Annotated in this window: 12 protein-coding genes; 1 reads left to right on the top strand and 11 read right to left on the bottom strand. The window is 65.4% G+C overall.

Going from position 1 to position 12,354, the window contains the following annotated elements:
- Positions 1 to 7: 7 nt before the first annotated feature.
- The 6 genes from NFG58_RS05110 to NFG58_RS05085 all read right to left on the bottom strand — a co-directional run bounded on the left by NFG58_RS05110 (position 8) and on the right by NFG58_RS05085 (position 5,767).
- On the bottom strand, positions 8 to 775 hold the full coding sequence (locus NFG58_RS05110) for an SDR family oxidoreductase (protein ID WP_348827696.1): 768 nt from the start codon (positions 773 to 775) through the stop codon (positions 8 to 10).
- Positions 772 to 2,085 carry a histidinol dehydrogenase gene (gene hisD, locus NFG58_RS05105; RefSeq protein WP_108131471.1) on the bottom strand — a complete coding sequence of 438 codons (1,314 nt, stop codon included), beginning with the start codon at positions 2,083 to 2,085 and terminating at the stop codon, positions 772 to 774. The genes NFG58_RS05110 and hisD overlap by 4 nt, the downstream gene beginning before the upstream one ends.
- A gap of 410 nt (positions 2,086 to 2,495) precedes the next feature.
- Positions 2,496 to 3,797 (bottom strand): TRAP transporter large permease, encoded by a 1,302-nt coding sequence (locus tag NFG58_RS05100; protein WP_348827695.1) that lies wholly within the window; start codon positions 3,795 to 3,797, stop codon positions 2,496 to 2,498.
- 20 nt (positions 3,798 to 3,817) lie between these two features.
- The gene (locus tag NFG58_RS05095; RefSeq protein ID WP_348827694.1) at positions 3,818 to 4,381 is read right to left on the bottom strand and encodes a TRAP transporter small permease; all 564 of its coding nucleotides are present in this window, start codon (positions 4,379 to 4,381) and stop codon (positions 3,818 to 3,820) included.
- Positions 4,353 to 5,519, bottom strand: coding sequence for a TRAP transporter substrate-binding protein (locus NFG58_RS05090; RefSeq protein ID WP_348827693.1), 1,167 nt, complete (start codon positions 5,517 to 5,519; stop codon positions 4,353 to 4,355). Before NFG58_RS05090 ends, NFG58_RS05095 begins: the two co-directional genes overlap by 29 nt.
- A gap of 2 nt (positions 5,520 to 5,521) precedes the next feature.
- Entirely contained in the window at positions 5,522 to 5,767 is a 246-nt protein-coding gene (locus NFG58_RS05085) for a hypothetical protein (RefSeq protein WP_348827692.1), read from the bottom strand.
- A gap of 293 nt (positions 5,768 to 6,060) precedes the next feature.
- Between NFG58_RS05085 and NFG58_RS05080 the strand changes: the two genes are divergently transcribed.
- Entirely contained in the window at positions 6,061 to 7,089 is a 1,029-nt protein-coding gene (locus NFG58_RS05080; RefSeq protein WP_348827691.1) for a LacI family DNA-binding transcriptional regulator, read from the top strand.
- 107 nt (positions 7,090 to 7,196) lie between these two features.
- Here the strand turns inward: NFG58_RS05080 and NFG58_RS05075 are convergent, their stop codons facing one another.
- Genes NFG58_RS05075 through NFG58_RS05055 form a run of 5 tightly spaced genes read right to left on the bottom strand, consistent with a single transcriptional unit; the run spans position 7,197 to position 12,252 of the window.
- A complete protein-coding gene (locus tag NFG58_RS05075) occupies positions 7,197 to 8,198 on the bottom strand; it encodes an Ldh family oxidoreductase (RefSeq protein WP_348827690.1) in 1,002 nt (333 codons plus the stop codon).
- Complete coding sequence (locus NFG58_RS05070; RefSeq protein ID WP_348827689.1) at positions 8,195 to 9,130, bottom strand: hydroxyacid dehydrogenase; 936 nt, start codon at positions 9,128 to 9,130, stop codon at positions 8,195 to 8,197. The genes NFG58_RS05075 and NFG58_RS05070 overlap by 4 nt, the downstream gene beginning before the upstream one ends.
- A gap of 35 nt (positions 9,131 to 9,165) precedes the next feature.
- Positions 9,166 to 9,756 carry a tripartite tricarboxylate transporter TctB family protein gene (locus tag NFG58_RS05065; RefSeq protein ID WP_348827688.1) on the bottom strand — a complete coding sequence of 197 codons (591 nt, stop codon included), beginning with the start codon at positions 9,754 to 9,756 and terminating at the stop codon, positions 9,166 to 9,168.
- Positions 9,753 to 11,276, bottom strand: a complete 1,524-nt coding sequence (locus NFG58_RS05060; protein ID WP_045993110.1) for a tripartite tricarboxylate transporter permease — start codon at positions 11,274 to 11,276, stop codon at positions 9,753 to 9,755. The genes NFG58_RS05065 and NFG58_RS05060 overlap by 4 nt, the downstream gene beginning before the upstream one ends.
- Positions 11,277 to 11,286: 10 nt before the next feature.
- Positions 11,287 to 12,252: a tripartite tricarboxylate transporter substrate binding protein gene (locus tag NFG58_RS05055; RefSeq protein WP_213227747.1), complete on the bottom strand. Its 966-nt coding sequence runs from the start codon at positions 12,250 to 12,252 to the stop codon at positions 11,287 to 11,289.
- Positions 12,253 to 12,354: the final 102 nt, after the last annotated feature.

Below are 12,354 nucleotides of genomic sequence, written 5' to 3'. Positions count from 1 at the left end.
TCCTGAATCACTTGGCGGTAAAGCCGCCATCGACGTGAAGGATCTGTCCGGTGACGTAGGCCGAGGCCGGGGACGCCAGGAATACCGCCGGTCCCGCGATATCCTCAAGCCTTCCGTTACGGCCAATGGCGGTCTGGCGCGCCAGCGCCTCGGACCTGGCCGCGTCGTCAAACACCGGCGAAGTCAGCTCGGTAGGAAAGAATCCCGGCGCCAGCGCGTTGGCGTTGATGCCATGGCGCGACCAGGCCTCGGCCATGGCGCGGGTCAGCTGGGCGATGCCGCCCTTGCCGGCGCCATAAGGGGCGCTGTCGGGAAAGGCACGACTGGACTGCAGCGAGGCCAGGTTGATGATGCGACCGTAGCCCGCCGCGCGCATCCCCGGCACCAGCGCCCGTGACAGAAAGAACGGCGTGCCCAGGTGGAGCTGCAGGGTCAGCTCCCACGAGGCCAGATCGACCTCTTCTGCCGGCTGGCGCAGGTTCACCCCGGCGGCGTTGACCATAATCTGGGGGTCGCCAAAGGCCTCGGTGGCGCGACGTGCCACCTCTTCGAGGCCCCTGGCGTCGGCCAGGTCGGCGCTGAGGGCGGCCGCCTGGCCGCCCATGCTCCGAATCCGCTCCACTCCCGCATCCAGCGCGTCCTGACGCCTGGCGGCCAGCACCACCCGGGCGCCGCTCGCCGCCAGTGCCTCGCCGATGGCAAGACCCAGCCCGCTGCTGCCCCCGGTGACCAGCGCCACCCGCCCGTCGAGGTCGAAATCGGGGCGCATGGTCATACGTCCTCTTCCACCGCCAGCACAAAGCGCTCATCGGGATAGTACTTGGCCAGACGGATATCGCCGGTACGGGCATGGCCTTCCATGCCCTCGCAGCGCGACAGCCTGGCGGCAGTGGCGGCCACGGTACGGGTGGCCTCGCGGCTCTGGCGCTGGTAGGTCACGATCTTGAGGAACTTCTGGGCGCACAGCCCGCCGGTGTAGCGTGCCGCCCCCTTGGTCGGGAGGATATGGTTGGTACCCGAACACTTGTCGCCGAACGCCACCGAAGCCTCCTCGCCGACGAACAGCGAGCCGTAGCTGTTGAGGCGCTCCATCCACCAGTCCAGATCCTCCACCTGCAGTTCCAGATGTTCGGAGGCATAACGATCGCTGACCTCGACGGCTTCCTCCCGGGTATCGCAGACGATGATCTCGCCGTAGTCGCGCCAGGCGGCGTCGGCGGCCTTGCGCTGGGTTTCCGGCAGGTCATCGATACGCGCCTGGATGCGCTGATCCACCGCTTCAGCCAGTTCGCGCGAGGTGGTGAACAGCCAGGCCGGCGAATCCGGGCCGTGCTCGGCCTGGCCGACCAGGTCCTCGACCACGATATCGGGATCGGCGCTGTGATCGGCGATGATGCCGATCTCGGTGGGCCCGGCGAACATGTCGATGCCGCAGCGTCCGAACAACTGACGCTTGGACTCGGCGACGAAGCGGTTGCCCGGGCCGACCAGAATGTCGGCGGGCTTGCCGGTGAACAGTCCAAAGGCCATGGAGGCGATGCCCTGAACCCCGCCCATCTGCAGGATGACGTCGGCACCGGCGAGATCCATCGCATAGAGGATGGCCGGGTGGATGCCGTTCTCGTCCCGCGGCACCGAACAGGCCACCACGTTCTTGACCCCGGCCACCTTGGCGGTGGCCACACTCATGATCGCCGAGGCAATATGCGCGTAGCGGCCACCGGGCACGTAGCAACCGGCGGTCTCCATCGGGATCAGCTTCTGCCCGGCGAACAGGCCCGGAGACAGCTCGGTCTCGAAGCCCTGGATGCTGTCGCGCTGGGCAGCGGCAAACCGGCTGACGCGCTCATAGGCGAAGTGGATATCCTGCTTGAGCTGCTCGGGGACCTTCTCCCTGGCCGCCTCGATCTGGTCACGGCTGACGATGACGTCGCCTTCCCAGCCGTCGAGTTCGCGACAGTACTCCCGCGCCTTGGCCTCTCCCCCGGCCTCGATCTCGGCGAGCATGCGCGAGACGACTTCATGGGTCTGGGTGTCGTTGCTGGAGGCATTCTTGTCGGCTTGCTTGTAGTAGTGAATCGCCATGTTGAGTCTCCTTGAGGTCATCGGCCGGTATCGGTCGCCACACATGCTTGAGTCTTGAGCATGCGCAGTGCCTAGGGTGTGCCGTCGACTCGGCCGTGATGCGCCGACGGCGTCGTTGTTCTGGTGAGTGTTGCTCTGGCGAGGCGTGGGCCAGCCAGTCGCCTAGCGTCGCCCTTGCCCTCGCTTCGTATCTTTACGTCCACACTTTTGTAAGCGCTTACAAATCCGTTGAAAAAAGGGGGAAGACAGCTCTCCCCCAACCTCTCCCTGGGCTCAGTCCGAAAAGTCGACGAGCGAAGGTTAGACAAGGCAAAAATCGGTGAGAAAGCGCAGTTTACGGGGTGTAAATGAGCATTTTGATCCGATTTTTAACGCCGTATTACCGAGCGCAGGCACTTTTCAGACGAGCCCTACCCTATCGCCCAGGTCGACAACCAAGGCAAATAAGCGATCATCAACACCACGATCAGCATCCCCAGCACGAACGGCAGCGCGTAGCGAGCGATCGACAGCACCGAACAGCGGGTCAAGCCGGATACCACGAACAGGTTGAGTCCCAGCGGTGGCGTGATGAAGCCCAGGCCCAGGGTGGTGACCATCAGGATCGCGAAGTGGAACTCGTTCATCCCCGCCTCCAGCGCCAGTGGCAGCAGCAGCGGTGCCAGGATGACGATGTTGGGGGTGGTTTCCATCACGCAGCCAGCCAGCACCAGAATACCGATCATCATCAGGATCATCAGCCAGGGGGCGTCGGTGACACCGCTGATTCCGCTGACCAGGGTCTGGGGGATATCGAGGCTGGCCAGGCTCTGCGCCAGCGGCAGGGACACCGCGATGATCGGCACGATGACGCCGCAAACCCGCGCCGAGCTCTCCAGCATGCGCGGAATGTCACCCAGCGTCAGGCGCCCCTGGCGCAGGCCGATGATGACCACCACCACCACGGCCACCGATGCCGCCTCGGTAGGAGTGAAGATGCCGGTGTAGATGCCGCCCAGGATCACCACCGGTACGAACAGCGCCCAGCGGGCGTCCCATACGGTGTCGATCCAGCGTCGCCAGGAGAAACGCTCGCGATCGCCTTCGAAGCCGTAGATGCGATTGAGCACCATATTGGTGGCCATGACCGAGATCATCACCATCACCCCGGGGATCGCCGCCGCCAGAAACAGCGTCGAGGCGGACATGCCCAGCACCAGGCCCATCACGATATAGGCGATCGATGGCGGGATCAGGATGCCGGTGCAGGCACCGGAGGCCACCAGCGCACAGGCCGCCGGCAACGGATAGCCGCGCTCCACCAGCCGGGGAATGGTCATGCGCCCCACCGCCGCGGCACCCGCCGCGTCCGAGCCGGAGATGCAGGCAAAGAAGCCGCAGCCCAGCGTCGTTGAGCTGCCAAGGCCGGTCTTGAGCCCGCCGACGCTGGCCTCGGCCACATCCAGCAGCTTGCCGGAAAGCCCGGAGCGCACCAGGGCATCACCGGTCAGGATAAACAGCGGCACCGCGATCAGCGCAAAGGCGTTGATGCCCTCGAACAGCGACTCGCCGAACACCGACAGCGGCAAGGTCTCGGTAAAGGTCAGCATGCCCAGGGTGCCGAGACCGATGGCGACCCACACCGGCACCCCGACCAGGATCATCACGATCAGCGCCGCCAGCGGCGCATAGAAGGTCCAGTCCAGGGAGGCCGCAGCCTGTTGAATTTCCATGAATTCCATGACGGTCCCCCTCAGTCGAAGAGCTTCTGGCCATCGAAGACCGGATCACCACGCTGCATGCGCCGGATATCCGCCAGCATGCTCTGTACCACCCGCCAGGCGATCAGCAGAAAGCCCACCGGGATGGCGGCCAGAAAGAACGCCTGGGAAACCCGCAGCCCCGCGGTGACCGAACCGAAGTTGATCGACGTCAGCACCGGGGAGATCGACAGGTACAGCGCCCACACCGCCAGCACCAGGGTGGCGATATCCGAGATCCACCAGCCCAGGCGCTTCATGCGAGGCCCGCCCAGGTTGATCAGCACATCGATGCGGATATGGGCGCGGTCCCTGACCGCCGCGGCGGCGGCGAGCCAGGCCAGGTAGATAAAGGCATAGCGCGCCAGCTCCTCGCCCCAGACAGAGGAGTAGTTGAGGGCAAAGCGGCGAATGACTTCCACCGCCACCGTCAGGATGATCAGCGCGTAGAAGGTCAGCAGCAGCCAGCGCTCGGTGCGGCGATCGACGTCGTCACAGCGCAGGCGCAGGGCGCGCCAGCGCGTGTCCTTAGGCGTTGCTGTCGACGAAATAGCCATTTTGCACCTCCGTGGCGGCCAGCAGTTTGTCGAATGCCTCCAGCGACCCCGCCAGTTCACGCTTGGTGTCGTCCCAGGCGGGCAGCTGATGGCCGCAACGCTCGACCCACTGGGCCTTTTCCTCGTCGCTCAGGGAGTAGACCTCGACGCCGGCCAGGCGCATCTGGTCATGGGCGTAGGCTCGCGCCGCCGGGACCTTGGCGAGGTTTTCGCGGAAGGTGACATCAGACGCCTGCATGACGGCGTCCTGAAGCGCGCTATCCAGGCTGTCGAACCAGGCCTTGTTGCAGGTGTAGACCTGGGCATCCGGCACCGACTGGATGGTGGAGATGCTGGACAGCACGTCGGTGAAGCCGAACACCAGCAGGGCCTGGACGCTAGGGTCGAGGGCATCGGCCACGCCCTGCTTGATCGCCGACGAAGTCTCGCCCCAGGCCACCGGCGTCGGGTTGGCACCGGCCAGTCGATAGACCTGCTGCAGGATCTGCGAGGACGGCACCCGGAACTTGATGCCGGAGATGTCATCGGGGACCCGCACCGGGCCATCGAGCAGGCCCTCGCGCACGGCGACGGTCCTCGGGTCGATGCAGATATAGGACAGCACCTTGAAGCCGCGCTCCTCGACCTTGTGGTGAACGGTGTCGCGCCAGGCGTCCGAGGTCACCAGATTGATCAGACGCTGGTTCTCGCCACACCAGTAGGGAATGTTCACCAGGTCGGCTTCCGGGGCGAAGGACGACAGGTTGGACAGCGAATGCTGGGCGATGGCGATGGAACCGTTCTGGACCATCGAGATCAGCGCCCCGCCGGTGGCAAGCTGACCACCGGGCGCCAGCTTCACGTAGAGCCGACCGCCGGAGAAGTTCTGCAGGTTCTCCTTGAAGTTGAGCTGCATGATCGGATAGGCCCGCGAGGCACCCAGGGTATAGCCGGTGGCGAGTACAATGGTGCTCTCGGCGGCGGCTTCCCGCTCGGACTCTTCCTTGGCGGTGGCCGCCATGGCGCTTTCCGAGAACAACGCACCGCCGACCGCACCGACCACCGCGGCGGTAAAACCGAACTTCGCCACGGTGCCCATGAACAGCCGTCTTTCCGGCTGACTGGGAGCACCGCTGTCATTGGTGATGAAATCTCGCATGGTCATTGTCCTTGTTGTGTGGTTGGCGTGCCCGGCTTGGCGCCAGACGGCGCCTTGCCCTCGAACTTGAGGCAGGCAGAGACGAAGAAGGCGGTAGCGAGCGTCAACAGCACCGCCTCGTAGGCGGCTTCCAGCGCCCATATTCCCGGTACATAGCGCTGGATGGCGACGTTGATGAAAAAGGCGGCGAACAGACATATCGACAGCCATAACATCAACTTGGCTGAGGACGAAGACGACCTGGACATGGGTGGCGACTCCCGACTCTCGTTGTATTTGGTGGTACGCGTCGTTGTCGATCTTGCTGAGCCTGGACCGGCTCCGCTCGAAGCCGTGGTCAGGCTAACGAGGCAAAAATGCAGCAGTGAACTACGATCAACGCTGTCTGCTGCTATAATTGTAAGCGCTTACATGGCGCACTATTCAAGGTAGATTCCTCTATAGGACTTGTCCAGCCAGAATCCTGTAAAGGACCTTCGACTTTAGCCGCAACCGTGGCGCCGATCGGATCACACCGGTGGCGCCACCCAGGAGAGGCCAGATGAACGATCGTCCCACCAGAGCGTTGCTGGAAGATGTGGCCCGGGAGGCCGGGGTCTCGACGGCGTCTGTCTCGCGGGTGCTCAACGGCGCACCCCACGTCAGCGACCGCCTGCGAAAGAAAGTGGAGGCTGCCGTCGGCCGCCTCGGCTACGTGCCGGATGGTTCGGCCCGTGCACTGGCCTCACGCCGCATCGGCGCCATCGGTCTGCTGGTACCGACCCTCGACAACCCGATCTTCGGCACCATGGCCAACAGCCTGGAGCGGCGCCTCAAGGAGCATGACTGTCGTCTGCTGCTGGCCACCTACCGCTACGACCTCGAGGACGAACTGCAGGCGTTGCGGACGCTGGTCCAGCATGGCGTGGACGGCGTCGTGTTGATCGGCCATGAACACCTTGCCGACGCCTACCGTCTGCTTCACCAGCGTCAACTGCCCTTCCTCACCAGCTGGCAGACCCATGACAAGGCCGAAGCCCCCTGTATCGGCTTCGACAATCGCGGCGCCGCCAGACAGCTGGCGAGCCACCTGATCGACCTGGGCCACCGCCACCTCGCCATCGTCACCGCACCCTATGAACACAATGACCGTGCCCGGGCCCGCTTCGAGGGGTTCAGCGATGCGATTGCCGCTGCCGGTTGCCCGGCGCCAGACGTCGAGGTAGTGGAGTATGGTGTCGCCGAGGGCGCCGACGCCTGCGCCCGACTGCTGGAGATGCCCTCCCCGCCCACGGCGCTGCTCTGCGGCAATGACACCCTGGCCTTCGGCGCCCTGCTCGAGGCCCAGCGACGCGGGCTCGACCTGCCTCGGGAACTGTCGATTACCGGCTTCGACGACCTGCCCCAGGCGGCCTACATGTCGCCATCGCTGACCACCGTCTCGGTGCCCGCCAGTGACATCGGAGTGCATGCCGCCGACGCCCTGATGACGTGGATTCGCCATCGCGAGCGGCCCAGCGACCTGCACCTGGATGCCAGCGTCCAGCTACGGGGATCGACGGCGCCGCCACCTGCCGGAATCGGCCAGTAGGGTGGCTGAGCTGGCTGATAAAGCCATTCAGCAAAGCTATTCGAGAAAGTCGTTCTAGGCGCTGTCCGCGAACTGTATCCGCGAACGCTATCCAGGAAACCGCACGTCTAGGAAGCCGCAATGGCCGTCAGGTCATCCACCACCGCCGTCGGCAGCGTCAACCGATCATGGCTCTGGCGTCGCAGCTGGTGGCGCCGGTCGCCGGGCAGGCGTACGCCCGGCTGCTCGAGCATCGCGGCGAACAGCACTTCACAGCGCGCGAGTACATCGGGCGCGAAGCGATCGACGTCGAACAGCAGCATCAAATGACCGACCCCGGGTGGCTCTCCCTGCGCCTCGAAGAAAGACCCCGCCTCGAAACCGAAGCGACTACCGGAAAGCCCCGCGCACAACAGCTCCACCATCATCGCCAGCGCCGCCCCCTTGGCGTCTCCTGCCGGCACCATGCTGCCCTGGATGGCGGCCTCCGGATCGGTGGTAGGCGCCCCATCCGGCCCCACCGCCCAGCCCTCGGGAATCGGCTTGCCGGCCTTGCGCGCCAGCATCACCTTGCCCCTGGCCACCTTGGACAGCGACAGGTCCAGCAGCATGGGTTCGCCCTCGGGTCGCGGACAGGCGAAGGCGATGGGGTTGGTGCCGTAGAGCGGCTTGTGACCACCCCAGGGCGCCATGGCCGACGGTGCATTGCTGAATGCCAGCGCCATGAAGCCCTCCCGAGCCGCTCGCTCCACCGGCGCACCGGCCACACCAAAGTGGTGAGAGCGTCCGATGGAAACCGCGCATAGCCCCTGCTGCCGCGCCACCTCGAAGCCGGCTTCCAGCCCGCTGGCGATGGCCGGAAAGGCCAGTCCATGGTCGGCGTCGACCCGCACCACCGCGCCATCGGCTTCGGCCCTGGGTATGGCACCGGCGTTGACCTTGCCGCTGGCGGCCTGGTCCAGATAGAACGGCAGGCGCGAGAGCCCGTGGGACGGCAGACCGTCACGCTCGGCGTCGAGCAGCGCCTCCACCGTGATGGCGGCCTCGCGCTCGGGGAAGCCTCTGGCACGCATCGCCTCCATGGCGAGTTCCCGCGCCTGTTCGCGGGCAAGTGTTGTCGTCTGGCTCATGCCACCCCCTCCGGCGTCAGTACCGCAACCACGTTCTCGGCGGTCATCTGGCTGATACGCGCGTTGGACTCCTCGGTCACCCCGGCGATATGCGGGGTCAGTACCAGATGGGGCACCCCTTCGAGCACCGAGCCTGCGCCAAGTGGCTCCTGCTCGAACACATCGAGCATGGCCCCCGCCAGGCGTCCACTGGTGAGCGCCTCGGCCAGTGCCGGCTCGTCCACCACCCCACCGCGGGCGGCGTTGATGACCACTGCGCCGGGCTTCATGACGGCCAGGCGATCGGCGTCCAGCAGGTGTCGGGTCTGGTCATTGAGCGGCACGTGGAGACTGACCACGTCGGCCTCGGCCAACAGCGCTTCCAGCGTCTCGCAGCGCTGGGTCTGGCCCCAGGCCGCAGACTCGGCCGGCAGGTGGGGATCAAACGCCAGCACCTCCATACCGAGGGCCCGGGCGAGCCCGGCGGTGACCTGGGCGATGGCACCAAAGCCCACCAGACCCAACCTCGCGCCGCTGACCTCACGCCCCATCAGCGCCTGGCGGGGCCACTCCCCTGCCAACATGGCCGGGGTCGAGGCGTAGGCACCTCGGCGCAGCATCAGCGCCCCCGCGATCACGTACTCGGCCACCGAGCCGGCGTTGCCACCCTGGGCCGGCTTGACCTCGACGTCGCGCTCGGCGCAGGCCCCGAGGTCGATATTGTCGAGTCCGACACCAAGACGCCCCACCACCTTGAGGCGCGGCGCCCGTGTCAGAAGTTCGCTATCGACCTGGGTCCGATTGCGCACGATCAGCGCATCGGCGTCGGCCACCGCGTCCAGAAGGCGTCCTCGATCCTCGACCAGACGGGTGTCACACAGCACTTCGTGGTGCTCATCGAGCCAGGCCACCGCCTGCTCATCCATAAATTCCGAGATAACTATCCTGGCCATCGTTTTACTCCCTCGATGTTGCCGTCGAATCGGCCTCACAGCGTGAACCAGCGACCCGCCGGCAGCGGAACATTGAGTACCAGCGCGAACAGGGCATAGAAGAAGGCCACCAGCACGGCGCCGGTCAGCAGGTGTCCGGCCAGGCGACGCGGATGCCAGCGCCGGTACTGCGCCACCACCATCAGCCCGACGAAGCTTGCAAGGCCGGTCAGCAGGAAGCCGAGCCAGGGCAGCGCCAGGGCCCAGGCCAGCATGATTCCGACCAACGCCAGGCGACGAGGGGTCGAACCCGAGCCCACACTCGGATCAGAACTTGGATCAGAACTCGAATCAGAGCCCCGCTCATGGTTGGCCACCACCCCGCGCAGCCCAAGCTGCCCCAGGCGCAGCAGTCCCGCGACGATTACCACCAGCGAGATCACCGCAGGGAATACCGCCCCGAGCTGACTCATCTCACGGGTCTCCCACAGGCATAGAGCGGCGCCAGCGACGAATAGCGTCGGCAGCAGATACTCGCTTGCGCGGGAGCAGGAGGCCTGGATGGCGTGCTTCTTCTTGCCGGCAGCGCTGGTGTTGTGGCCAGTGCTCGTGTCGTGACCAGTGCTTCTGTTGTGAACAGCGCTCATGGCGACGCCTCCCCATTGATCGTCTTGTCCTGACGTCTTGCCTCACGCCGTGCCTTGACCATCGGGTAGAAGACGCTCAGCAACGACAACGCAATGATCGTCAGGCTGATCGGACCACCGAAGAAGGTAGCGAACAGCGATCCGCTGGCCCGCCCCATCAGGAAGCCCTGGACGAAGCCCTGCTCGGCAATGGGTCCGAGGATCAGCCCCAGCACGATGGGCGAGGGCCGAAAGCCGTAGCGATTGAGCACCCAGCCCAGCACCCCCAGGCAAAGCATGATCACCACGTCGCTGGCGCTGTTGCGGATGGCGTAGGTGCCGATCACCGTCATGAAGGCGATGGTCGGTACCAGCAGCGCCTTGGGAATGGAGATGATCGACTTGAAGGCGTAGCGCCCGATCAACAGACCCAGCGGCAGCAGCAGGCAGGTGGCCAGAAACAGCCCGGCGACGAAGGTGTAGGTGATGCCGGCGTTGGTGGTGAAGAGCTCCGGCCCGGTACGAAAGCCCTGCACCAGCAAGGCCCCGAGGATCACTGCATCCGGCGGCGTGCCCGGGATGCCCAGCACCAGGGTCGGAATGAAGCCGCCGCCCACGGTGGCATTGTTGGCGGCCTCGGTCGCCAGCACCCCCTGAGGATTGCCCTTGCCGAAGCTCGCCGGCTCGTCGGCCACCCGGCGTGCCTCCGAATAGGACACCAGGCTTGCAATCGAGCCGCCCGCCCCGGGCAGGATGGCGACACCGGTGCCGATGGTCGCCGAGCGCAGCAGGTTCAGCTTGCCCTTGATGGCGATCGCCATGCCCTCGCGAAAGCGCACCCCGCGCGACACGCCATCCACCTTGAGGTGAGCGGCGGGTGTTGCCACCAGATCGATCAGCACCGGAATGCAGTACAGGCCGATCAGCGCCGAGACCGTCTCGATGCCACCAAGCAGCACCGGCGAGCCGTAGGTGTAGCGGATATCGCCGCCGATCACCGCGACGCCCACGGTGGACAGCAACAGGCCGAAGCCCGCCCCCATGAACCCCTTGAGGGTCGAGTCCTCGGACAGCGCCGAGATCAGCGTCAGCCCGAAGATCGCCAGCCAGAAGTACTCCACCGGCCCGAAGCTGAGCGCGACCTGGGCCAGCAGCGGCGCCAGCAGCAGCAGCGCCAGCACCCCGACCAGCCCACCGACCACCGAGGCGATGGTCGACAGGGTGACGGCCAGATCACCGTCACCCCGGCGGGCCATGGGATAGCCGTCAAAGGTGGTGGCGATGGCCGAGGGCGTACCTGGCGTATTGACCAGTATCGCCGAGTAGGAGCCGCCGTAGATGGCCCCGGTATAGATGGCGCCGAGCATGATCAGGGCCGACTCTGGCGCCATGCCGAAGGTCACCGGGACCAGCACCGCCACTGCCATGGTGGCGGAAAGCCCCGGCAGGGCACCGATGACGATGCCCGCCGTTACCCCGAGCAGGGCCAGCGCAAGATTGAGCGGCGACAGAGCGCCGAGCGCGTGAACGATAAGATCCATGGCGTTGACCTCAGTCGATCAGGCCGAGTTCTCGCGCGCTGGTCTCATACTGCTGGCTCTGTTCGGCCAGAAAGTCGGCAACGTCATCATTGCCGACGTCCATCAACACGAAGCCCAGATCCTCCATCTCCTGGCGGAACTGGGGATTCTGGTTGATCTGATCGAAGATCTCGGACAACCGCGCCTGAACGTCTGCCGGCGTCTCGCTGGGCACCGCCATGCCACGATAGGCGCCGCCCACCATGTCATAGCCGAGTTCCTGGAAGGTCGGCACGTCGGGGAACAGCGGATGGCGCTCCTCGGCGGCCACCGCCAGCATGCGCACCTTGTCCTGATGGTTGGCGGCCACGGTGGTATAGCCCCACTCGGCCTGGACCTGGCCACCCAGCAGAGCGGTGACCGCCGCGCCGGTGCCCTTGAAAGGGATGTAGGTAGTGGTGACGTCGGCCAACTGCTGGAAGCGCGTATTGGCCACGTCATTGGCACTGTAGGTGCCGCTACCGGAGAAGGTCACCACACCGGGCGCCTGGCGCGCCGCCTCGACCAGATCTTCCAGGGTCTGGTAGGGGCTGTCCTCGCGGACCAGGATGGCGTCCGGCGAGTAGTGGAAGAAGTAGAAGTTGTTGACGTCCTCGGTGGCAAAACCGGCGTCCTTGCCCATCGGCTTGAGCACGATATGGGGCAGATTGGAGCCCATGATGGTATGGCCATCGGCGGTCATGTCGTTGAGCTGGGACCAGCCCACCGCGCCGCCGCCACCGGGCATGTACTGGATGATCAGCTGCTGGCCGGTGATCTCCTCGAAGTACCTCTGCTGCAGTCGGGCACTGATGTCGGACTCGCCGCCCGGGCCGAAGGGGATCACGTACTGCACGTCCTTGGCGGGAAAGTCCTCGGCGTCGGCGAGGGCCAGCGGGGCCACAAGGGTTGACGCCGCCAGCATCGCGGTCAGGGTCAGGGTGTGGGAAAGGCGCATGACGTTACTCCTGATGTTGTCGTTATGGGGTGGTCAGGATCTTCGCTACGAGCAACTCGCTTTCATTGCTCGCCGTTCTTGCACAACCTTATTTACTACAAC

Origin of the sequence: Halomonas sp. RT37 (assembly GCF_040070525.1) — a bacterium.
GTDB lineage: Bacteria > Pseudomonadota > Gammaproteobacteria > Pseudomonadales > Halomonadaceae > Halomonas > Halomonas litopenaei.
Note: the sequence above shows the minus strand (reverse complement) of the source record. Positions and strands in the feature narration are given on the sequence as shown.